General features: G+C 63.5%; 22 protein-coding genes. 14 read left to right on the top strand and 8 right to left on the bottom strand.

All coding sequences use genetic code 11. The features are described from left to right. The first annotated feature begins 24 nt into the window (after nucleotides 1-24). From LUA85_RS18235 to nadA, 3 genes are all read left to right on the top strand, one after another. Nucleotides 25-948 carry an MBL fold metallo-hydrolase gene (locus LUA85_RS18235; protein WP_231471707.1) on the top strand — a complete coding sequence of 308 codons (924 nt, stop codon included), beginning with the start codon at nucleotides 25-27 and terminating at the stop codon, nucleotides 946-948. After that, on the top strand, nucleotides 930-1,583 hold the full coding sequence (locus LUA85_RS18230) for a DUF4230 domain-containing protein (protein ID WP_231471706.1): 654 nt from the start codon (nucleotides 930-932) through the stop codon (nucleotides 1,581-1,583). Before LUA85_RS18235 ends, LUA85_RS18230 begins: the two co-directional genes overlap by 19 nt. 82 nt (nucleotides 1,584-1,665) lie before the next feature. Continuing rightward, nucleotides 1,666-2,664, top strand: a complete 999-nt coding sequence (nadA, locus tag LUA85_RS18225; protein ID WP_231471705.1) for a quinolinate synthase NadA — start codon at nucleotides 1,666-1,668, stop codon at nucleotides 2,662-2,664. A gap of 1 nt (nucleotide 2,665) precedes the next feature. On the opposite strand, the gene LUA85_RS18220 is transcribed toward nadA, so the two are convergent. Beyond that, on the bottom strand, nucleotides 2,666-2,953 hold the full coding sequence (locus LUA85_RS18220; RefSeq protein ID WP_231471704.1) for a DNA-binding transcriptional regulator: 288 nt from the start codon (nucleotides 2,951-2,953) through the stop codon (nucleotides 2,666-2,668). 68 nt (nucleotides 2,954-3,021) lie between these two features. Next, nucleotides 3,022-3,927 (bottom strand): DMT family transporter, encoded by a 906-nt coding sequence (locus tag LUA85_RS18215; RefSeq protein WP_231471703.1) that lies wholly within the window; start codon nucleotides 3,925-3,927, stop codon nucleotides 3,022-3,024. Between the two features lie 73 nt (nucleotides 3,928-4,000). On the opposite strand from LUA85_RS18215, the gene LUA85_RS18210 reads away from it, so the two are divergent. After that, on the top strand, nucleotides 4,001-5,119 hold the full coding sequence (locus tag LUA85_RS18210) for an alkene reductase (RefSeq protein ID WP_231471702.1): 1,119 nt from the start codon (nucleotides 4,001-4,003) through the stop codon (nucleotides 5,117-5,119). An 18-nt stretch (nucleotides 5,120-5,137) separates the two neighbouring features. Continuing rightward, nucleotides 5,138-6,019: a CoA ester lyase gene (locus LUA85_RS18205; RefSeq protein ID WP_231471701.1), complete on the top strand. Its 882-nt coding sequence runs from the start codon at nucleotides 5,138-5,140 to the stop codon at nucleotides 6,017-6,019. On the opposite strand, the gene LUA85_RS18200 is transcribed toward LUA85_RS18205, so the two are convergent. Together LUA85_RS18200 and lipB are read right to left on the bottom strand one after the other, a co-directional pair. Next, the gene (locus tag LUA85_RS18200) at nucleotides 6,002-6,298 is read right to left on the bottom strand and encodes a hypothetical protein (protein WP_231471700.1); all 297 of its coding nucleotides are present in this window, start codon (nucleotides 6,296-6,298) and stop codon (nucleotides 6,002-6,004) included. The genes LUA85_RS18205 and LUA85_RS18200 overlap by 18 nt on opposite strands. Beyond that, nucleotides 6,295-6,978 carry a lipoyl(octanoyl) transferase LipB gene (gene lipB, locus LUA85_RS18195; RefSeq protein ID WP_231471935.1) on the bottom strand — a complete coding sequence of 228 codons (684 nt, stop codon included), beginning with the start codon at nucleotides 6,976-6,978 and terminating at the stop codon, nucleotides 6,295-6,297. The genes LUA85_RS18200 and lipB overlap by 4 nt, the downstream gene beginning before the upstream one ends. Nucleotides 6,979-7,084: 106 nt before the next feature. Between lipB and LUA85_RS18190 the strand changes: the two genes are divergently transcribed. Beyond that, entirely contained in the window at nucleotides 7,085-7,906 is an 822-nt protein-coding gene (locus tag LUA85_RS18190) for a hypothetical protein (RefSeq protein ID WP_231471699.1), read from the top strand. 60 nt (nucleotides 7,907-7,966) lie between these two features. Here LUA85_RS18190 and LUA85_RS18185 read toward each other — a convergent pair whose 3' ends face one another. Next, nucleotides 7,967-8,593 carry a class I SAM-dependent methyltransferase gene (locus LUA85_RS18185; RefSeq protein WP_231471698.1) on the bottom strand — a complete coding sequence of 209 codons (627 nt, stop codon included), beginning with the start codon at nucleotides 8,591-8,593 and terminating at the stop codon, nucleotides 7,967-7,969. Between the two features lie 130 nt (nucleotides 8,594-8,723). Between LUA85_RS18185 and LUA85_RS18180 the strand changes: the two genes are divergently transcribed. Together LUA85_RS18180 and LUA85_RS18175 are read left to right on the top strand one after the other, a co-directional pair. After that, complete coding sequence (locus tag LUA85_RS18180) at nucleotides 8,724-10,046, top strand: MFS transporter (RefSeq protein WP_231471934.1); 1,323 nt, start codon at nucleotides 8,724-8,726, stop codon at nucleotides 10,044-10,046. Between the two features lie 50 nt (nucleotides 10,047-10,096). Beyond that, nucleotides 10,097-11,635: a lipopolysaccharide biosynthesis protein gene (locus LUA85_RS18175; protein ID WP_231471697.1), complete on the top strand. Its 1,539-nt coding sequence runs from the start codon at nucleotides 10,097-10,099 to the stop codon at nucleotides 11,633-11,635. Here the strand turns inward: LUA85_RS18175 and LUA85_RS18170 are convergent. Further along, the gene (locus LUA85_RS18170) at nucleotides 11,628-12,596 is read right to left on the bottom strand and encodes a CDP-alcohol phosphatidyltransferase family protein (protein ID WP_231471696.1); all 969 of its coding nucleotides are present in this window, start codon (nucleotides 12,594-12,596) and stop codon (nucleotides 11,628-11,630) included. The two genes, LUA85_RS18175 and LUA85_RS18170, sit on opposite strands and share 8 nt — an antisense overlap. Before the next feature lie 185 nt (nucleotides 12,597-12,781). Here LUA85_RS18170 and LUA85_RS18165 point away from each other — a divergent pair, with 185 nt between their 5' ends. The 3 genes from LUA85_RS18165 (at nucleotide 12,782) to LUA85_RS18155 (ending at nucleotide 16,000) form a co-directional block, all read left to right on the top strand. Continuing rightward, a complete protein-coding gene (locus LUA85_RS18165) occupies nucleotides 12,782-13,951 on the top strand; it encodes a CDP-alcohol phosphatidyltransferase family protein (protein ID WP_231471695.1) in 1,170 nt (389 codons plus the stop codon). A gap of 94 nt (nucleotides 13,952-14,045) precedes the next feature. Continuing rightward, nucleotides 14,046-15,146, top strand: coding sequence for an inositol-3-phosphate synthase (locus tag LUA85_RS18160; RefSeq protein ID WP_231471694.1), 1,101 nt, complete (start codon nucleotides 14,046-14,048; stop codon nucleotides 15,144-15,146). Nucleotides 15,147-15,238: 92 nt separating this feature from the next. Then, nucleotides 15,239-16,000, top strand: coding sequence for an NTP transferase domain-containing protein (locus LUA85_RS18155; RefSeq protein WP_231471693.1), 762 nt, complete (start codon nucleotides 15,239-15,241; stop codon nucleotides 15,998-16,000). 60 nt (nucleotides 16,001-16,060) lie between these two features. On the opposite strand, the gene LUA85_RS18150 is transcribed toward LUA85_RS18155, so the two are convergent. Then, a complete protein-coding gene (locus tag LUA85_RS18150; protein WP_231471692.1) occupies nucleotides 16,061-16,573 on the bottom strand; it encodes a DUF2141 domain-containing protein in 513 nt (170 codons plus the stop codon). Nucleotides 16,574-16,972: 399 nt separating this feature from the next. On the opposite strand from LUA85_RS18150, the gene rpe reads away from it, so the two are divergent. Genes rpe through purH form a run of 3 tightly spaced genes read left to right on the top strand, consistent with a single transcriptional unit; the run spans nucleotide 16,973 to nucleotide 21,127 of the window. Beyond that, entirely contained in the window at nucleotides 16,973-17,632 is a 660-nt protein-coding gene (gene rpe / locus LUA85_RS18145; RefSeq protein WP_231471691.1) for a ribulose-phosphate 3-epimerase, read from the top strand. 1 nt (nucleotide 17,633) lies between these two features. Then, nucleotides 17,634-19,526 (top strand): heparinase II/III family protein, encoded by a 1,893-nt coding sequence (locus LUA85_RS18140; protein WP_231471690.1) that lies wholly within the window; start codon nucleotides 17,634-17,636, stop codon nucleotides 19,524-19,526. A gap of 11 nt (nucleotides 19,527-19,537) precedes the next feature. After that, nucleotides 19,538-21,127: a bifunctional phosphoribosylaminoimidazolecarboxamide formyltransferase/IMP cyclohydrolase gene (gene purH / locus LUA85_RS18135; protein WP_231471689.1), complete on the top strand. Its 1,590-nt coding sequence runs from the start codon at nucleotides 19,538-19,540 to the stop codon at nucleotides 21,125-21,127. 274 nt (nucleotides 21,128-21,401) lie between these two features. On the opposite strand, the gene LUA85_RS18130 is transcribed toward purH, so the two are convergent. After that, complete coding sequence (locus tag LUA85_RS18130; RefSeq protein ID WP_231471688.1) at nucleotides 21,402-22,022, bottom strand: cell wall hydrolase; 621 nt, start codon at nucleotides 22,020-22,022, stop codon at nucleotides 21,402-21,404. Nucleotides 22,023-22,213: the final 191 nt, after the last annotated feature.

Here is a 22,213-nt window from a genome sequence, read left to right as displayed (position 1 = left end):
CTAGGCAATCCCCATAACGGAGCAATGGCCCAGACGCCCCCGATCCCCGACCGCGATACCTGGCCCACCGGCCTTTCCGAACAGCTTGAACCGCTGGTGCGGCGGGTGCTGGCGCCCAATCCATCGCCGTTCACCTTCACCGGCACGCAGACCTATATCCTGGGCGCGGGGGCCGAAGTGGCGGTGATCGATCCGGGGCCAGACGATACGGGCGTTGCAGGCCATGCCGATACCAATGGCGCGGGCCATGTGGAAGCGATCCTGAGAGCGGTGGGCGATGCACGGATCGTGGCCATCGTCTGCACCCACACCCACCGCGATCACAGCCCGGCATCGCGCCCGTTGCAGGCCGCGACCGGCGCGCCGATCATCGGCTGTGCACCGCTGGCGCTGGACGACAGCGGGCCGCGCGCGGATTCATCGTTCGATGGCGACTATGTGCCCGACCGCGTTCTGGTGGATGGTGAGCGGCTTTCCGGCGATGGCTGGACGCTGGAAGCGGTGGCGACGCCGGGGCACACCAGCAATCACTTGTGCTATTCGGTTGTCGAGAGCGGCGCGCTGTTTACCGGCGATCACGTGATGGCGTGGTCAACTTCGGTCGTATCGCCACCCGATGGCGATATGGCCGCCTATATGGCGAGCCTGCAGAAGCTGCATGACCGTGAGGACCGCGTACTTTACCCGGCGCACGGGCCGCAGATCGACAATCCGCGCCAGCTGGTGCGCGGGATGCTGGGCCACCGCCGCCAGCGCGAACGCCAGATCCTGCGCCTGCTGGAAGATGGCGGCTCCCATGCGATCCCGCAATTCGTGAGCGCGATGTACAAGGGGCTGGATACGCGGCTGCACGGCGCGGCGGGGCGTTCGGTACTGGCGCATCTGATCGATCTGGAACGGCAGGGCCGGGTGGCCGTTAGGGGTGAACAATGGATGATCCAAGCCTGACCCCTTCGCCTCCAGCCGCAGTGAAGCGCGATGCTTCGCTGGCGCGCATATCATTTCTGCCGTGGACGCTGTTTCTGGTGACGCTGGCCGCCGCAGCCTTCTTTGCCTGGAAATGGCTGGAGCCGGAAGACATCGGCGATCCGCTGGCGACCAGCCTTGTGGCATTCGAGAAGCAGGACAAGCTCACCGTGTTCAGCGCGGAACTGGCACCCGTCGTGTCGAGCAACGATTCGCGCATGTTCGGGCTGGTCAATTCCAAGCAGGTGGCAGTGATCCCGGCCCGCGTGGATTATACGGTCAACCTTGCCAGCGTGGGGCGCGAACGGCTTTCGTGGAGTGCGGAAACGCAGACGCTGGGCGTGAAGCTGCCGCCGCTGAGCGTGAGCCGTCCGAACCTTGACGAAGCGCGCGCGCAATATCTGCGCGATGGCATCTGGATCAGCCGCGAGGCACAGGACAAGCTGAATCGCGACAATACCCGGCTCGCCGAAGCGCAGGCCGTAACCCAGGCCGCCAATCCGGTGCTGATGAACCTTGCGCGGCAGGCAGCAAGGGAGGCAATCAGCCAGAACCTTTCGATTCCGCTGCAAGTGGCGGGGTACGGCAAAGCCAAGGTCAACGTCACTTTCGAATGAGCAACGCTATTGCGAGACGCCGGACTGCCGCTTAAGTCCGCGCTTCAGCCCGGCATGGTTTGGCCGGTGGAGGATGCCTGCGATGACTGCCCAGCCTTTTAATCTCTCCGGCCTTGACCTGCGCGCCGAGATCGACCGTCTGCGGATCGAGCGCAAGGCGGTGATCCTTGCCCACTATTACCAGCGCCCTGAGATTCAGGATCTGGCCGATTTCGTCGGGGATTCGCTGGAATTGTCGCGCAAGGCGGCGGCGACCGATGCCGAAGTGATCGCGTTCTGCGGCGTGAAGTTCATGGCCGATACCGCCAAGATCCTGTCACCGCAGAAGATCGTGGTCCTGCCCGATCTGGATGCCGGATGCAGCCTTGAGGATTCGTGCCCGCCCGACAAGTTCAAGGCGTTCCGCGAGGCGCATCCCGATCACATCGCGCTGACCTATATCAACTGCTCGACCGAGGTGAAGGCGCTGTCGGACGTGATCGTCACTTCATCCAGCGCCGAGACGATCCTTGCGCAGATTCCGCCCGAACAGAAGATCATCTTCGGTCCCGACCGTCATCTTGGCGGATACCTGAATCGCAAGTTCGGGCGCGACATGCTGCTGTGGCCGGGCGTGTGCATCGTGCACGAAGCGTTTTCGGAAACCGAACTGCTCAAGCTGATGGCCCAGCACCCCGGCGCGCCGGTGGCGGGCCACCCCGAATGCCCGCCGCACATCATCGATCACTGCGATTACGTGGGATCGACGAGCGGCATCCTGCAATTCGCCAAGACCTTCACCGGCGATACGCTGATCGTGGCGACCGAGCCACACATCATCCACCAGATGGAACTGGCCATCCCGGACAAGACCTTCATCGGTGCACCGGGTGCTGACGGTAATTGCAACTGCAACATCTGCCCGTACATGGCGCTCAACACGATGGAAAAGCTGTACATCGCGCTGCGCGATCTCAGCCCCCGCATCGAGATCGAGGAGCCACTGCGCCTCGCCGCCAAGAAGAGCCTCGACCGCATGCTCGATATGGCCAGCGGCACGGTGGGCATGGGCGATCTGGGAGCGAAGCCTTTCGCGGGGTGAATCAGCCCGCCGCTATCACCCGGCGCACCGTATCAGGCTCGGCCTCGATCACCTTGAGATACGCTCGAACAGCAGGCGGCGGCATATAGCGGCCAATCTCGTATTGCCGGATCGAGTTGACTGGGATGCCGAAAACTTCGGCGAACTCCTTCTGGCTCAAACCCAGCCGGTTGCGCATTATGCGCACACGGCGGCCCATGAGCGCGCGTTCAACACCTGCGACGCTTACGTCAAAGTCTTCGGGATCGTTCGGATCTGCCGGTATGGCGATCGTAGTTTCTTTGCTCATTTTCTTCCCTTCTGACTATGTGATTCACACATAACAGGCGAGGGAGGATAAGTCGAGATTGGCGGTAATCAGGCCTTTTTACCCTCGCCCGCAGGTTCGGAAACTCTGGCGAGCACCAGCGCCGCGCCGACCAGCGCCATGCCAATCGCGTCGGGCAGAGCGAGGACTTCCCCAAACGCGAACCAGCCGAGCACGACCGAGACGGCGGGCTGGGTGAGCAGGACGAGGCCGATCACCAGCGGCGGGAAATGGCCGAGCGCGTAGACCAGCAGGCCCTGCCCGACAATCTGGCTGGCGATCATCAGGCCGATCAGCGGCAGCCAGTGCTGCGGCCATACCGGCTCGCCCAGAAGCAGCGCGGTGATCAGCAGCACCGGGACGCCCGCCACGCTGGACCAGAACAGCAGGTTCCACGACCCCATCCGGCCGCGCACGTTCTGCACCAGCAGGATATAGACCACGTAAAACAGCCCGGCCAGAATGCAGAACAGGTCTCCCGCCAGCGTCCGCGCATCGATCTGCATCGAGCGGCCAAGCATCAGGCCTGCACCACCCAGCGCCATGGCTACGGCAGCATATTCGCGCAAGTGCGGGCGACGGTGCATGGCGATCAGCCCCCAGACCATCAGGATCACGCTGCCTGAATTGCCGAACAGGGTGGCATTGCTCAGCCGGGTCATTTCGATGCCGACATGCCAGCTGGCCAGATCAGCTGCGAAGACCATGCCTGCGCCGATGAGGATCAGCCAGACCCGCGGCGCATACCCCCATAACGGTTCGCGTCTGGTGCGGGCCAGCAACGCGAGCAACGGCAGAGCGAGGAAAAGGCGCCACAAGCCTGCGGAAACCGGGCCGCTATCGGCGATCCGGACGAACCATGGTCCCAGCGCGAGCGCGACATTTCCTGTCAGCAGCGCAAGGAAATGCATCGGACCGGGGCGCAAAGGCGGGGCCGCATCACTTGAAATCGTCATTGGCGCCGCTTAATCCAGTTTCAAAGCGAAACTGGAAATGTTTCGCCGATACGTCATTCGGAGTTCTCCTAGCATGCATGAACCGCTGTTCCAGCCCATCAGCCTTGGCGCGATCGATTTGCCCAACCGCGTGATCATGGCCCCCCTCACGCGCGGACGCGCAACGCGCGATCATGTGCCCACGCCCATGATGGTCGAATACTACCGCCAGCGGGCAAGCGCCGGACTGATCATTTCCGAAGCGACCGGGATCAGCCGCGAAGGCCTTGGCTGGCCGAATGCGCCGGGCATCTGGACCGACGAGCAGGTCGACGCATGGAAGCCGGTGACTGAAGCGGTTCACGCCGCCGGCGGGCGTATCATGATGCAACTGTGGCACATGGGGCGCATCGTCCACCCATCGTTTCTGAATGGTGAGCCGGGCGTTTCGGCATCGGCAACCCGCGCGCCAGGCCATGCACATACCAATGAGGGCACCAGCGACCATGAAATCGCCCGCCCGCTGCGGCTGGATGAAATGCCGCGGCTGCTGGATGATTATACCCGCGCCGCCGAAAACGCGAAGAAGGCCGGGTTCGACGGGGTGCAGCTTCATGCCGCCAATGGCTACCTTATCGACCAGTTCCTGCGCGATGGCAGCAACTTGCGCGAAGACGAATACGGCGGCGCCCCGCAGAACCGCGTACGGCTGATGCGCGAGGTGGTGGAACGGCTGATTTCGGTCTGGGGCAAGGATCGGGTTTCGATCCGGCTTTCGCCCAATGGCGATTCACAAGGGGTTGACGACAGCAATCCCGCCGCGATCTTTGGCGAGGCGGCACGGGTGCTGGAGGAGCTGGGCGTCAGCTTTGTCGAACTGCGCCAACCGGGACCGCACGGGACCTTTGGCAATACGGAGGTTCCGCAGCAGGATGCGTTGATCCGTTCGATCTATACCGCGCCGCTGGTGCTGAACAGCGATTACACCCCGGATGAGGCCGCCACCGACGTGGCTGCGGGCCGGGCCGATGCAATCAGTTTTGGCCGACCGTTCATTTCCAACCCCGATCTGGTTGAACGCATCGCTGCCGGCGCGCCGATCAATCCGAACAAGGGGGTGCCGCAAACGTGGTATTTCCCCGGCGAAGTCGGCTATATCGATTATCCGACGCTTGCAGAGGAAACCGGGGCGACAGAATCCGCCACGGCCTGATCGCTGGAGATAAACCGCATGCCGCCCAGATCCTGGCTTTTCGTTCCCGGTGACAGCGACAGAAAGCTGGACAAGGCGATTTCCACGGGCGCGCATGCGGTGATCGTCGATCTTGAAGATGCGGTGGCGCCGTCCGCCAAGCCGCAAGCGCGGGTGACCGCGCGCGAGTGGCTTTCGGCGCACCGCCAGCACGTGACCGAAGGCCGCCCGATCGCGCGCTGGGCACGGATCAATGCAATCGACACCGGGATGTGGCGCGACGACTTGCAGGCAGTGATGGCAGGCGCGCCGGACGGCGTGATGCTGCCCAAGTGCGAAGGCCCGGAGCAGGTGCGCCAGCTTGCCGCCGAAATCTATGAACTGGAGCAGCGGCACCGGATTCCCAACGGCACGACCCGCATCCTCCCGCTGGTGAGCGAAACGGCACGTGCGGCGATGACAATCATTGCCTATGTCCATGATCCGCTGCCGCGATTGGGCGGGCTGACATGGGGCGCCGAGGACCTGTCTGCCGTCCTGGGTGCAAGCCGCAAGCGCGACGCAGGTGGCGCATGGACCGATGCCTTCAGGTTTGTCCGCGCGCAATGCCTGCTGGCCGCCCACGCAGCCGGGGTGTGGGCGATCGACACGCTGCACGACGATTTCCGCGACGAGGAAGGCACCCGGCGCGCCGCGCAATCCGCCCGCGCCGACGGGTTCACCGGAATGCTGGCGATTCACCCCGCACAGATACCCATCATCAATGCCGCCTTCGCGCCGACGCCAGACGAACTGGCCGAGGCCGAGGCCATCGTTGCCCTGTTTGCCGCCAATCCCCACGCAGGTACGCTGCAATATGCCGGGCGCATGGTGGACCAGCCGCATCTGCGGATGGCCAGGCAGTTACTCGGTATCGGTTGATCCGGCCAGGTCCTGTTCCGCAGTTTCGGCGGCGGGCTTTACTTCTGCGGCGGCATTGCTGGAGGACGGCGAAGCCGCCTTTTTCGTTGGCTCCCTGACGGCGGCCATGGGCGGCGATGCGGTGGAGGTATCGAGATCGATCATCGCATCGGAAATTGAGCCGGGCAGCACTTCGCCCAAGCCGGATTCGGCAGCACTTTCATCCGCGGCCTTGTTGCAGGCCACAACCAGCAGCGCGAGCGAGCAGCACAGGACGACGGAGCGAAAACGAGGGTTCATGCGGACTCCGGTGGCGTAATCACGGAAGGACAGGGTGTATCGAGCCGGGCAAGGAAGCTGTCGAGCCGCGAGAGCAGCGCCTTGTCCCACGCGGCAGGTGTAACGTCGCGACCCAGCGCGGCAAGGCTGGTGACGCCGAATTCCTCGATCCCGCACGGAACGATGCCGCCGAAATGCGAAAGATCGGGCGAGAGGTTGACCGAAAAGCCGTGCATCGTCACCCAGCGGCGGATACGCACACCAATCGCGCCGATCTTGGCCTCGCGCCCGTCAGAACCATTTGTCCAGATGCCCACGCGACCTTCGACGCGCCAGGATTCGACGCCGAAATCGGCAAGGGTATCGATCACCCACCCTTCGAGCGCATGAACGAAACCACGAACATCGCGCGCGCGCCGCGTGAGATCGAGCAGGACATAGCCAATGCGCTGGCCGGGACCGTGGTAGGTATAGCGCCCGCCACGTCCGGCGAAGACGACTTCGAAGCGCGGATCGAGCAGTTCATCGGGCGAGGCGCTGGTGCCCGCAGTATAGACCGGCGGGTGTTCGAGCAACCAGACCAGTTCGCGCGCGGTGCCTTGCGCAATCGCGGCATTGCGCAGGGTCATGGCATCGAGCGCTTCCCGGTAGGGTACTTGCGCGCTTTCGCACAGGATCTCGATCGTGTCGGTTGCGGCCATGATCGGGGCATGGCGCGACATGGCCCGGCTTTCAAGGGGTGACGCAACGCAGATCGCGCAAATCGGGGGTTCGACATCGGGGGGCAAGCGCTGCTATCAAAGGTGCATGACACTCCGACTGGACAGCAGCCTCGCCTGGAAAACCGCGACGCGCCTCGTTTCGACCAACCGCGACATGCTGCTGGCGATTGCCGGGGTGTTCTTCCTGCTTCCCGGCCTAGCCTTTTCCGTGTTCGTGCCCGAACCGCAGATGGCGCCGGGCACGCCGCCGGGAGAGATGATGGAAATCATCGCCGAAGCGTGGACATCTTCGTTGCCGCTGCTGATCGTGGTGACGCTGCTGCAGATGGCCGGCACGGTGACGATGCTGATCGTGATGACCGATCCTGCGCGGCCCACTGTGGGCCAGGCGATCCGGCGCGGATTTTCTGCGCTGGGACCTTATGTGCTGGCACAGATCATCGTCGGCGGTACGCTGGGCATGGCCTTTCTGGTACTGGTGAGCCTTGCGGCGCTGACCGGCCTTCAGGTGCTGGGTGCATTCGTGGTGATTGCCGCATTCGTGGCGATGGTGTGGTGCAGCCTGCGCATGGCACTGGTGGCGCCGGTGCTGGCGATCGAGGCAGAGCGCAATCCGGTGCAGGCGCTGCGCCGTTCGTGGGCGTTGACGCGCGGCAATTCGGGCCGGTTGCTGGGCTTCCTCATGCTTGCCGGGCTGCTGTTTGCGGTGATCTATGGGCTTGCGATGATGCTGGTGGGCGTGGTGCTGGTGCTGACCACCGGGGGCGGTGTGCAGCAAGTGCTGACCGCTGCCGTTTCAAGCGCGCTGACATCGGGCGCGCTGGTATATTTTATCGGCATGCTGGCGGCGGTCTATCGCCAGCTGGCTGGCCCGCCGCAGGGCGAAGTGGCGGGGATTTTCGAGTAACGACGCGCTGACCGACAAGGCCTCCCCGACCTGACCCTCGCAAGCGCGAGGGTGGCCCGGTTATTCCTTCCAGCCCCACGAGATCACGCAGGGCGGCACGTTGATCGGTTCGAAGCCCTTGTCGATGTGGCGGAAGAACTGGCCCATCAAATCGCGCGCGCGCGCGGTGTACTGATAGACAAGGAACGCGCCGCCGGGGCGCAGGACACGGTGCGTGGCGCCCATGATGGCCGGTCCGACGCCTTCGGGCAGGGTTGAGAACGGCAGGCCCGACAGCACATAATCGGCATGATCGAAGCCGTGCGCGCGGACGATTTCCTCAACATCCGATGCCGAACCGTGAACGGCGGTAAAGCGACTGTCACCGATGGTCTTCGCCAGGTATTCGATGAAATCGGGATTGGTATCGATGACGATCAGCTGCCCGTCGCGGCGCAGCTTTTCCAGAACGGGGCGGCAGAAAGTGCCGACGCCGGGACCATATTCGACGAACAGCCGACATTCGTCCCAGTTCACTTTCGACAGCACACGTTCGATCGTGCGCCCCGATGAAGGCACGATTGCGCCGACCATGGCCGGGTGCTTGATGAAGCCCTTGAAGAATATCCCGGCGGGGCCGAGCATGCGTTCCGCCTTGCGCCTGGCCCGCTGGAGAAGGGGCTCACGCGCCGCCTGGGTCGAAGTCATCGGGTGAAATGGTCCTCTGCCGGTCAAGCTCGCACAGGCGGTCGCAAATTTGCTTCGCCATTGCAAGCGTACATCGGCGCGCTTACCGATGATGAATGAACCAGCCGTGGACAATTTTGCGGAAGAAGCGATGAGCGAGGACGCAGTTCGGCTTCCCAAAGAGCGCATGGCGCTGCTTTTTGCGGTCATGCTGGTGACCGCCGCCGGCAATACCGCAATGCAATCGATCATGCCGTCTGTGGGCACCCGGCTGGCCATTGCCGACGTATGGGTGAGCCTCGCCTATTCGTGGTCGGCCTTGTTGTGGGTGGTCATGGCGCCGTTCTGGGCGCGACGATCCGACCGGCGGGGACGAAAGGCGATGATGGCACTGGGCATGATCGGCTTCATCACGTCATTTGCGCTGTGCGGGCTGATCCTGCATCTGGGACTGGCCGGGTGGCTTGGCGCGACGCTGACGATGGTGCTGTTTGCGTTGGCGCGGACATTCTATGGCGGGTTCGGTTCGGCAGCACCGCCCGCCGTCCAGGCCTATGTCGCCAGCCGCACCGGACGGGCAGACCGCACCAAGGCGCTTTCGCTGGTGGCATCAAGTTTCGGGCTGGGTACGGTTCTTGGCCCGGCGCTGGCACCACTGATGATCCTGCCGGGGTTGGGACTGATCGGGCCGTTCGTGGTGTTCACCCTGCTTGGTGTGATCGTTCTGGCGTTGTTGAGGATGCGCCTGCCCGACGACGATCCCCGCTTTGCCGGACGGGGCGAGGTGATGTCGGCACCGTTCAGCGCGTCATCCAATCCGCGCCTTGTAGACGATACGCCTGACGGGTCACCCGACGAACTGCCCGCTGCAGAGCCGCAGCACATGAATGCGGACCGCCTGCGCTGGGCGGACAAGCGCTTGCGTCCGTGGCTGGTGACAGGGCTGGTTGGCGGGCACGCGCAGGCGATGCTGCTGGGCGTGATCGGCTTTCTGCTGCTGGACCGGCTGGGCCTGCGCGGAAATCCCGATGCGGGCGCCGGGCCGGTGGGGCTGGTGTTGATGGCAGGCGCATTTGCCACACTGCTGGCGCAATGGGGCCTGATCCCGATGCTGGGCATGGGGCCACGCACATCGACGCTGTGGGGCATGGGCCTTGCCGCGCTGGGCATCGTGCCCGTGGCCGTGGGCACGGACCTGCACACCATCGCGGTCGGCTTTGCGGTGGCTTCGATGGGATTCGGCCTGTTCCGTCCGGGGTTCACGTCGGGTGCCAGCCTTGCCGTGAGCCGCAGCGAACAGGGGCAGGCTGCCGGAATCATCGCTGCGGTGAACGGGGCCGCCTATATTGCCGCGCCCGCCATCGGCGTATGGCTCTACAACCATTCGCAATGGCTTGCATGGGGCGCGATGGAGGCATTCGCACTGCTGGTGGTTGCGCTTGGCCTGTTCGGGCTTGGGCGCGACCGCGCCTGAAGACCGCATCGGGACTTGCCAATCCGCGCGTTTGACGCCAATCGCGCCAAATGCCTGCCGCAAGCAATTCCCAGAAGATCATTGCTCGCGGCGTCAGTTCCAATGCGTTCAGCTTCGTCATCCGGTTCGCGGCCAAGGCGTCGTTCCTTTATGTCGGCGCGCGACTCTATGGCGCGACGAATTACGGCGTGTTCGCGATGGCCAGCGCCATGGTGGAACTGGCCGTGCCGGTGGCCAGCCTTGGCCTGAAGCGAATGATCTTTCCCTGGCTGGAAGAAGGTCGGGGGCCGGAAGAAGGTCGGGGACTGGAAGAGGAGCCGCACGGCGAAGGGCCGCGCCCCGCCACGCATGTCCTGCTGGATGCCCTGCTGCTGGCGATAGTGGCAGGCGTGGCAGTTTCGCTGCTGCTGATCCTTGGTACGCAATTGCTGCCCGCCACGGTGGTTTCAGACCAGTTGCGACTGGCCTTTGCGCTGCTGGCGCCTGCCGTTCTGGGCCAGATCACGGGCGACATCGCGCTGGCGGCGACGCGCTGGACGCACAAGATGCGCTATGAGGTGATCGCGCGCGGCCTGATCGAGCCTTACATGCTGACCGGCGTGGCGCTGGGGGCGTGGTATCTCGGTATGAACGAGACCGGCATGTTGCTGGGCTATTGGGCAGGGTCAATCGCGCTCGCGGTGTTTTCGGTGTGGAGTGCGCGCCATTGCCTGGGTCCGCTGCATTTGCGGCACTGGCGACCGCACCCACGCGCCTTGATGCAGCGCGCCCGTTCGCTGGTCCCGGCTTCGGGCAGCGATCTGCTGACCAGTCTTGCCCAGCGGATCGATCTCTATCTCGTGGGCTTCCTGCTGGGTGATGCCCCGGCCGGCGTCTATGGTGTTTTGCGCCAGTTGCGTACGCCGATCCTGCAGGTACGACAGGCCTTTGACGGCATCCTAACCCCGTTGACCGCGCGCACGATGAAGGCCGATGGCGATGTGACGACAGGCGAGGCGACCGCTGCGGCGACGCGCGTCATCCTGACGATCCAGCTGGGGCTGGTACTGCTGATGGCGGCGGCGGGCGATGCGCTGCTGGATCTGTTCGGTACGCATTATGCCACCGGCTACAGCGCCTTGCTGGCAATGGTTCTGGCAGAGACGATCAATGGCGCATTCGGGGTTTCGGAACTGATCCTGTATTATCGCCGTCCCGCACTGGCGCTGAAGGTAAACCTGATCCTGATCGCGATTGCGGCGGCGGGCATTCCTCTGCTGACGCCAAAATACGGCATTCTGGGCGCTTCGATGGCAATGTTGCTGGCGGCCATCGTTGCGGCGCTGTTGCGGCGGCACTGGCTGGCAGGCCTTGGCGTACGTCGCCACCTGCTGCATGCAGCCGTGCCGGCGCTCGCGGCGGGAGCGGCGGTCATCTTTAGCGCCTATGGCGGCTGGATCATGCGGATGAGCCTGCTGCAGGGGGCGCCTCCGGGGCTGGTCAAGGCAACGCCACCGCTGATTGCCCTGGCAATCTATGCGCTGTTCGTGTGGGGTTGGCGCAAGGCCCGGCCCGGTGTGCTTTCGCTGGCGCGCTACCGGATCAGCTGAACGCGGCAGAGGCGGCCTTTTTGGCGCCCGCGATGCGGCTGGCCGTCAGCGTTGCGGCACGGTTGTGCAGGATCACCGAAATCGCCAGCAGCGCGTTGAGCACAACCGCCTGATAGAAGAAGTACCATACCGGGCTGCCCGCGATCATCGCAAGGCCGAGCACGATGGCGCGCGGATTGGGACCGAGCAGCTTGAGGAAGCTGAGCAGCGGCTTCTGCTCTCGTGCGACTTCGCCCCGGATAACGTCGAGACGCGCAGAGTCCTGTTTGGCCATGGCTTCGCCAACCGCGTTGTCGATGGTGCGCGCGTGGGGCGTCATCCCGGCGGCGAGATAAAGATAGCCTTGCGCGACAGGTTCGAACAGGCGGGCGAACACGCTGCCTGAGCCGAGAATGCCCGCGCCATTCCCGCGTGAATTGTTGAGCCACGGAACGCCATAGGTCCAGTACTGATAGAAGCGGCGCTGCACTTCGACGTGGTTGGACTGGACGATATGGGATGCCCCCGCCGCCAGTGTCCACGCCCAGGCCGGGCCTGCGCCGATCTGGCGGGTGAGCACGAACGCCAGCAGGACGTAGACGACGATGTGGCTGACATAATCGCACACGCCATCGACCATTTCGCCGATCGGGCTGGATTTTCCGGTCAACCGCGCAAGATCGCCATCGGCGCCATCGACCACGTGCCAGCTCATGTGCAGGACCATGCCCAGCAGCGCGCCCCACGGCCAGCCGAGCGCCCAGGTGCCGCCGGTTGAATCCATGTTGAAATAGACCACGCCCGCCATCACCACCAGCGACCCCCCGATAACCGAAACCATGTTCGGGGTCAGTGGCGTATGCGAAAGCAGCTTTGCCAGCCGCCACGCCAGAGGGTGATAGAGGTAGAAATTCAGGGAATCCTGCATTTCACGCGGGCGCTTGGGGCGCTTGGCGTCCCTGGCGTCAGCGAACCTCGTCATTTTGTGCACTCCTCTTGTGTCGTCATGGCTTGGCGACCGGGATTCACGGCTATATAAATCTGCCGCCCCGGTAAACAGGGTCGGCGCAGACTTTGCACCGGATAGGTGTGCGGGAGCGGGGGCAACGCACCCCATCAAACGCGCCATGACAGGATAGACCGGCCATTTCCACTTCTGCTCTTATCGTGTTTGCAACCGGGCGGGACGCGGACCTGCTTGTGGCAGGCATTCCTGCCGCAGCGCGCGTCGTGCGTGAAGCGCGGCTGGCCGGGATTGCCGCCTGCGAAGTGCTTGGAGGAGCAGGCTGGCAGCCCAGCGCGACGACCCGCGCCGAGGCAGAACGCCTTGGTGGGACCATGCCGGTATCATTCACACCGGTTGCATTCGAACGGCAACCTGCGAACCCTGTGGCCAGCACGGCCGTGATCCGGGGCGATGCCCTGCCTCCGGCACAGGCGATCACCGATGCCGTGGCGGGGCGCAACGAACCCGTCGATGGGGTGGAGATCGCAGCAGGCCATGGCGTTGACGAGGCTGTGGCGCGCGCGATTGCGGCGGGACAGGGCGCGGCGGAGCGGCTGCGCGCAGCCGGGCGCGCGATCCTGCGGTCTACCGCCAAGCCCACCGACGGCATCGTATCGCGCCATATCAACCGTCCGGTATCGCAGGCAATGTCCAGCGTGGCCTTGCGCATTCCGGGATTCCGGCCCGTCCATGCAACGATCGGCACCGCGCTGATCGCGATTGCCATGTTCGCCTGCCTGTTGGTGGGCGGCGCCTGGGGGCTGGTGGCGGGCGCGCTGCTGTTCCAGGCCGCATCGATCTTCGATGGCGTGGACGGCGAGGTTTCCCGCGCAACCTGGCGCACATCGCCCGAAGGCGCGCGGATGGACAGCCTGATCGATGCCGCAACGAATCTGGCGTTTCTGCTGGGCGTGGCGCTGAACCTCCAGATGCGGGGTGAACTGCTGGGCGCAAGCCTTGGCTATACGGGGCTTGTTTTGCTCGCTATGGGGCTTTTCCTGATCGGACGGGCGGCGGCGCGCAGTAATGCCCCGTTCAGCTTCGATCTTGTCAAGGAGCACTATCGTTCCAAGGGCGCTGACAGGCGTTCCGGGGGTGCAAGCGGGAATCGGCCAGCGGAAACCGCGGCGGTTCGGGTTGGCGTTGTTGACGAAAAGCCATCGCAGATCATGCAATGGCTGACTTTCATGACCAGTCGCGATTTTTTTGCGCTGGTGTTTGCTCTGTTGATTGCGTTCGGGTTTGCGACGCTTGTCCTGGCCCTTTTCGCGATCGCTGCGGCGGGGTGGCTGGTGGCAGTCATTTTCGCTCTCGTGCCTAAGCAAGCTTGACGGCGGGGATTCTTCTTGCTTTTGGCGCGCGATTTATAAATGAGGCGTTATCGTTACAGCCGCCCTGGGCGCCTGTGTGAAGGGATCTGAATTCATGAAGCCAATCAAGGTCGCCGTGATCGGCGTAGGCAACTGCGCTAGCTCGCTGGTGCAGGGGGTTGCCTACTATCGCAACAACAATTCTTCGCAGGGCCTGATCCATGACCGGATCGGTGGCTATGGCGCGGGCGATGTCGATTTCGTGCTGGGCGTCGATGTCGATGCACGCAAGGTCGGCAAGGATATTTCGGAAGCGATCTTCGCTGGCCCGAACAACACCACTGTTTTCCAGGCCACCGTGCCGCCAACCGGCGCCAAGGTGATCATGGGCTATGTGTCGGACGGCGTTGCCCCGCACATGACCGGCGTTGGTGAAAAGGGCTTCATCGTTGCTGACGAACCCGAAGCGACACAGGCCAGCATCGTTGCTGCACTGAAGGAATCGGGCGCCGAAGTGCTGCTCAACTTCCTGCCGGTCGGTTCGCAGAAGGCAACCGAATTCTACATGGAATGTGCTCTTGAAGCCGGCGTTGCCGTGGTCAACTGCATGCCCGTGTTCATCGCTTCGACCCCCGAATGGGAATCGAAGTTCCGCGAAAAGCGTATCCCGATCGTGGGTGACGACATCAAGGCGCAGGTTGGCGCCACGATCGTCCACCGCGTTCTTTCCAGCCTGTTTGCAGCGCGCGGCGTGAATGTGGAACGCACGTATCAGCTGAACACCGGCGGCAACACCGATTTCATGAACATGCTCGACCGCCAGCGTCTGGGCAGCAAGAAGGAATCGAAGACCGAAGCGGTGCAAGCCATGCTTGCCACGCGTCTGGCCGATGAAAACATCCACGTTGGTCCTTCGGACTATGTTCCATGGCAGAAGGACAACAAGCTGTGCTTCATCCGCATGGAAGGCCAGCAGTGGGGCAATGTGCCCATGAACCTCGAACTTCGCCTTTCGGTCGAAGACAGCCCGAACTCGGCGGCTTGCGTGATGGACGCGATACGTTGCTGCAAGGTTGCGCTCGATCGTGGTGAAGGTGGTGCGCTGATCGGCCCGTCGGCCTACTTCTGCAAGCATCCGCCGCAGCAGTTCAACGACGATGTCGCAGCCCAGATGGTCGAGGAATATGCCTCGGTCGAAAAGCTGGCCGCCGAATAAGCGACTTGCCTCGTGCAATGAAAATGGCCGACCGGGCGGACGTCTGGTCGGCCTTTTCATGTTTAAAATCCCGATAATTACAGAGAATCCCGATGGACGCGCTGATCATTGCCGCCGGTTACGGCAGCCGCCTTGCCGACCTTTCGCCCTCAAAGCCGCTGACACCTGTGGCCGGTGTGCCGCTGATCGAGATTGGCGTCCGTCAGGCGATGCTCGCAGGCGTTACCCGTGTGGTGGTGGTGACCGGGCACAAGGCCGATCTGGTCGAGGCGTTCCTCGCCGACCTTTCCCTGCGCGCCGGGATCGAGATCGTACCGGTACGGCTTTCCGACTGGTCCACGCCCAACGGCTTTTCGGTCATGGCGGGGGCGACGCGATGCGATGGCAATTACCTGCTGATGATGGCCGACCACATGTTCGAAGCCGATATTCTCGCGCGCCTGCTCGCCGAAGACCGCCCGGATCGTGGCGTGACCCTGGCGATCGACCGCCGTGTCGACAACCCGCTGGTCGATCCCGACGATGCAACGTGGGTGAAGATGGACGACGAAGGACGGATCACCGCCATCGGCAAGACCATCGCACCTTATGATGCGGTGGATTGCGGGGCGTTTCTGGCAACACCCGAACTGGCCATCGCCATCCGCGAAGCCATTGCTGCCGGCAAGTCGGGCAGCCTTTCGGACGGAATGCAGCGGCTGGCCGATGCAGGTCGCGCGGGCACGATGGACATCGACGATGCCTGGTGGATGGACGTGGACGATCCGCGCGCGCACGAATTGGCCGAGGAACTGGCGCCGTGGTATCTGGCGCCCACATTCGCCGCAGTTCAGGCGACTGCGGACGAGGGCTGAGGCGCGAAGAGGCCAGAAAAGCCCAAAACAAGCGGGGAGCCTTCCGACTCCCCATTCGAATCACGGATACTTGAGATGGATGCGGGTCGACAGGCCCGACTTGGCGATGTTCAGCCGCACCGACCGGAACGAGGGAATGCTCGCGACGGTAGGCGGATTGTTGGAAAAGCCGAAACCTTCCTCAGGCAGGCCGAGTACGCCGCCACGCTTGAGATTGCGGCTTGAATCCTCATCGTGATAGACCGCCAGTACATAGACGCCGGGCTTGGGCACGAACAGGCACATCTTCGTTTCGGGCGCCGTGGCATCGACACGGCCGACGTACATCGAGCCTTTCTTGACGAGGAACTTGCGCGATTCGTCGGCATAAAGCGTTACCGCCATCAACCCGTTGCCGTTCCGCACGCCATCGATGGTCACGTTGACCCAGGTGTCGCTTGCCGGCCCGGCACAGTTCGGCCTGCCGCTGGTTGCGCTGGCAGGTGCCGCGAAAGCCGTTCCCGCGCCGGTCATGGTGGCGACGGTTGCAGCAAAGGCAAGGGCCGTGGCGTGAAGACGTCTCGGCGTAATCATGGTCAATTAACCCCAGTTTCGATGTTTCTGTGCGGCACATCGCACCCTGACCGCATGAAATTGCGACCGCTGGCTTTGTGACATCCTTGTCCCCGCCAGCGACATACCGGCAGATTTCGCCGCCGTTAAGTACGATTCGTGCCGTGAATGCCCGCTGAATTTTCATGCGATGAACCGTTCATCGACAAAACACCGCTTCCGCTTGCCGCGAATCGGCTCCGATGCGGGACATTCCGTGTGGATAAGACTGTTCAAAACGCTTGCCCGCCCGATTCGCCAAAGGTAACCGCTTAAGGCGTGGGGTGGCCATTTGCAGGCGCCAGGCGTTGCGTCGGTGTTGTGCATGTGTCCCCTGCCACCGCCGCAGGAACGCCGCACGTCGCAGGAAGACGCCGCCCGATGATACCACTGATTTCCCCTTCGATTCTTTCCGCAGACTTCGCCCGGCTGGGCGAGGAAGTGCGCGCGATTGACGAAGCCGGGGCCGACTGGATCCATGTGGACGTGATGGACGGCCATTTCGTCCCCAATATTACAATCGGCCCGATGGTGGTGAAGGCGCTTCGCCCGCACACGGCCAAGCCGTTTGACGTGCATCTGATGATCTCGCCGGTGGACGGCTATCTTCAGGCCTTTGCCGATGCCGGGGCAGACATCATCACGGTCCATCCCGAAGCCGGTCCGCACATTCATCGCACGGTGCAGGCGATCAAGGGGCTGGGCAAGAAGGCGGGGGTTTCGCTCAACCCCGGAACGCCTGCGAAGATGCTGGATTACCTGATCGACGACGTGGATCTGGTGCTGGTGATGAGCGTGAACCCCGGTTTTGGGGGGCAGAGCTTCATTTCCAGCCAGCTGCGCAAGATCGAGGCAGTGCGCAAGATGATCGACAAGACCGGCCGCGACATTCACCTTGAAGTGGATGGTGGGGTGGATCTGAAGACGATCCGGTCCTGCGTTGATGCCGGGGCCGATGTGCTGGTGGCCGGAACCGCCACCTTCCGGGGCGGGCCAGGCCAGTATGCCACCAATATCGCTGCATTGAAGGCCCTGGGCTGATATGAGGGACGGCGGCTTCTCCACCATCGGAAGCCGCCCGGCGGCGGGCGCCGCTCCGCCCGCACTGCCGCTCGATCCGACGAAGGAAGAACCGCTGGCCGATCCGCACGACCGCTATGTTCCGCAGGAGGAGGATGCGCCATCGCTGGCCGATCCCGCCGCGATCGAGCCGGGCCGGGCGCTGGCGCTGGCCGATTTTGCGCCGCCAGCGCTGGGTGCGGGTGACCGGCTGGTGCGCTTTGCCTATCGGCTGGGCCTGCCCGCCAGCGCGATCCATCCGTTCCGCAAGCGCGCAAAAACCCGCCTGACCGCCACCGTCACAAACCCGCTGCCCGGCGATGCCGCTGCGGGCAAGGCGTTGCGGGCCGGGCATTTCCTTGTCCACGGCTTCAAATCGCCGATTGCCGACACCGCTTTTTCAGGACCGCGCCTGCCGCCGCCGTTCGAACGCATGGTCCACGGATTCCGCTGGCTGCGCGATCTGGAATCGGGCGGGCAGCGCCAGCAGTGTACGCAAGTGGCCGAGCGGATTTTCTCGACCTGGCTGGCTGCCAATCCCAAGCCAGACCCGACGCCTGCATGGGATGTCGGCAATGTCGGGCATCGCCTGCTCAACTGGATGGTTCATGCGCCGCTGGTGCTTTCCGGGCAGGACCGCGCAGTGCGCAACCGTGCTCTGCACACGATCGACGATACCGCCCGCTGGCTTGACCGCCATGTCGGCAAGGCGGAGGACCAGCTTGCCGAAGTGGCCGGATGGTGCGCGCTGGTCGCCGCCGGGCTGATCATGGCTGATGGCAAGGCGCGGCGGCTGTTCGGCGAGGCTGGGCTGGTGCGCGCATTGGGCGAATTGGTGAGCGACGATGGCGGGGTGCTTTCACGCAGCCCGCTCTGCCAGATCGAGGCGATCGAGCTGATGGTCTTGTTGCGCGCCTGCTACGAAGCGGTGCGCGCCGATCCTCTGCCGCAGATCGGCACGATGCTGAACCTGCTGGTGCCCCCACTGCTGGCGCTGCTGCACGGCGATGGCGGTTTGGGCAACTGGCAGGGCGCAGGCGCGATAGAGGCGGAGCGAATTGCCGCGCTGATCGGGATTACCGGCGTGCGTACCCGGCCTTTGCGCGATGCGCGGCAGTGGGGCTATCAGCGCGCGACTGCCGGGAAAGCCGTGCTGCAGTTCGATGCCGGGCCGCCACCTGTCGCACGCCATGCCCGCGATGGCTGCGCATCGACGCTGGCGTTCGAATTCAGTCATGGGCACGACCGGCTGATCGTCAATTGCGGCGGTGCGGCATTTGCGGGCGGCTTGATTCCGCTGCGGCTGGAACAGGGGTTACGCGCGACAGGCGCCCATTCGACGCTGACCATCGACGATTTCAATTCCACCGCCGTGCTGATCAACGGGCGCTTGGGATCGGGCGTGTCCGAGGTGGAAGTGGACAGGCGGACCCTTTCGGCTGACGGCACAGGACCCAGTGGTTCAGGCGGGGGTGCGACCAGGATCGAGGCCAGCCACAACGGCTATGTCGGGCGCTATGGACTGGTGCATCGCCGCATCCTGATCCTGCGCGACGATGGCAGCGAACTGCGCGGTGAGGATCTGCTGGTGCCTGCGGGGCGCAAGGGCAAGCGCGGCACCATCGGCGTTGCCTTGCGCTTTCATCTGGGTCCGCATATCGAGCTGGCCGCCAGTTCGGACGGGAAAGGCGTGACGCTTGCCCTGTCCGACGGCAGCCTGTGGCAGTTCCGTTCGGGCCGCGATGCGATCACGGTCGAGGAAAGCCTTTGGGCAGACGGTCAGGGACGGCCAGTGGGCACACGCCAGCTGGTGATCTCGGCCAAGGTTCCCCGCAGCGGAGAGAGCTTCTCCTGGCTGCTCAAGAAGATGAGATAGGAATACCACACGTGACCACGGTTACCATCAAGCGGGCGCTGCTTTCAGTGTCCGACAAGGCCGGGCTTGTCGATCTGGGCAAGGCGCTGGCGGCGCGCGGCGTCGAGCTGCTTTCGACCGGCGGCACCGCCAAGGCCCTGCGCGATGCGGGGCTGACGGTAAAGGACGTGTCCGAACACACCGGCTTTCCTGAAATGATGGATGGGCGCGTCAAGACCCTGCACCCGACGATTCATGGGGGGCTGCTGGCAGTGCGCGACAACCCCGAACACGCCGCTGCCATGGCCGAACATTCCATCGGCGCGATCGATCTGGTGGTGGTCAACCTCTATCCGTTCGAAGCGACCGTGGCCAAGGGTGCCGCGCGCGACGAGGTGATCGAAAATATCGACATCGGCGGGCCATCGATGGTGCGTTCTGCCGCGAAGAATCACGGCTTCGTGACGATCCTGACCGATGCTGCCGATTATGACGCCTTCCTTGGCGAACTGGCGCAGAACGACGGCGCCACGACGCTGGCATTTCGCAAGGCAATGGCGGCCAAGGCCTATGCCGCGACGGCGGCCTATGACGCGGCCATTTCGCAGTGGTTTGCAACGGTCGATCAGCAGGAACACTTCCCGCCAGTGCTGGCGAGCGCGTTTTCGCGCGTGACCACGCTGCGCTATGGTGAAAATCCGCATCAGGATGCGGCGCTCTATGTTCCGCGCAACCCGGCAGTGACCGGACTGCCGCAGGCGACGCAGATTCAGGGCAAGGAACTGTCCTACAACAATTACAACGATGCCAATGCCGCGCTGGAACTGATTGCCGAATTTACCGTCGGGAAACCGACGGTGGTGATCGTCAAGCACGCCAACCCCTGTGGCGTGGCGAGCGGGGATACCCTGCTCGATGCATGGAAGGCGGCGCTGGAGTGCGATTCGGTTTCGGCTTTCGGCGGAATCGTGGCGACAAACGTAGCGCTTGATGGCCCGACCGCAAATGCCATCTGCGAAATCTTCACCGAAGTGGTGGTGGCGCCGGGCGCGGACGATGCGGCCAAGGCCGCGTTTGAGCGCAAGAAGAACCTGCGCCTGCTGCTGGTGGACAGCCTGCCCGATGCGGATCGCAAGGGGCTGGTGACCGTGCCCATCGCCGGGGGCTTGCTGGTGCAGGACCGCGATTCGGGCAAGGTCGACAAGGCCGACCTGAAGGTGGTGACCAAGCGCGCACCTACCGAACAAGAGCTTGAAGACGCATTGTTCGCTTGGACCGTGGCCAAGCATGTGAAATCAAACGCTATCGTCTATGCCAAAGACGGGGTGACCGCAGGCATCGGCGCAGGCCAGATGAACCGCCGCGATTCATCGCGCATTGCCGCCGCCAAAGCAAAGGAAGCGGCTGAAACGCACGGTTTTACCGAAGCGCGTACACACGGTTCGGCTGTGGCATCAGATGCCTTTTTCCCGTTTGCCGACGGGTTGATGGCCGCCGTTGAAGCAGGCGCGACTTGCGTCATCCAGCCCGGCGGTTCGATGCGCGATGATGAAGTTATCAAGGCGGCGGACGAAGCGGGCCTTGCCATGGTCTTCACCGGCATGCGCCACTTCCGCCATTGATAGTGATCCCCCCTCCCGTTTGCGGGAGGGGCTGGGGGTGGGCCTTTTTGTTTGGCGATTATACCCTTTGCAAACATCACTTCGTCATTGCGAGGAGGCGAAACCGACGAAGCAATCCACCGCCGCTACACACCGCTCTGGATTGCTTCTCCCCGCTTCGCGGCGCTCGCAATGACGAATCCAAGGCTTGTCTTTGCAAAAGACATAATCGCCAAGAAAAAGGCCGGTCCCCTGCGGAACCGGCCTTTTTCATGTCAGACACAATGTAATGCGATCAGCGGTAGAAGATGTGACCATCGATCTTCGCCATGCGTGCCTTGCCCCAGCGGGGCGAGACATGCGTGGCGTGGAAGAACATCGCGCCTTCCACCGGGCTTTTCCACAAACCCTGATCGGCGATCACCGCAACGCGCACGGCATTCTGCCACGCGGCGCTGGCGCGGTTGATCGAAGGCATCGAACGGCCGCGGACGAACGAGAATTGCGAAGGCTGGTACACTACGCCGCAATAAGACGCAGGGAAACGACCCGACTGCGAACGCGCGATCACCACACGGCCGACAGCGAGCTGGCCAGCCAGCGATTCGCTTTTCGCTTCGAAAAAGATGGCTCCGGCCAGGCATTCCAGTTCATCGGAAAGGGCTGCGGGGGCGGGGGTGTTCTCTACCAGATCGGCCAGCGAAGACGCGACGACTGCATCTTGCGCGGACTCCGTGGTCTCAGGCTGTACAGGAGCAATGGCCTGAATGACCGGCTGGGAGATGAAAGTTGTCGCGATGGCGACAGGAGCGTTGAATCCTTGCGCATTGGCATGGGATCCGCTCGTGCTCAGCAGCGTTGTGATAAAAGTCGCAGCCATGCTCAGCGTGGCGGCGTAACGGAATTTCTTGCTCATCCAACATCGTCAAAGTGCGGTGAGCTTCCAGCCATGGCGCGACAAAAAGCCCTGCCGCACGGGCTGAAAAGCCGCGCGGGGGCGAAATGCCGAAGGGCCATGTCGGTTGCCCCCCGTCTGCGTGCCAATGCGGTTGGCGCCATCGCCTTCCGTCATCGCCTGCGCAAAATCGGTGCGGTGCCTTTATTGTG

Source organism: Novosphingobium sp. CECT 9465 (assembly GCF_920987055.1).
Taxonomy (GTDB): domain Bacteria; phylum Pseudomonadota; class Alphaproteobacteria; order Sphingomonadales; family Sphingomonadaceae; genus Novosphingobium.
Note: the sequence above shows the minus strand (reverse complement) of the source record. Positions and strands in the feature narration are given on the sequence as shown.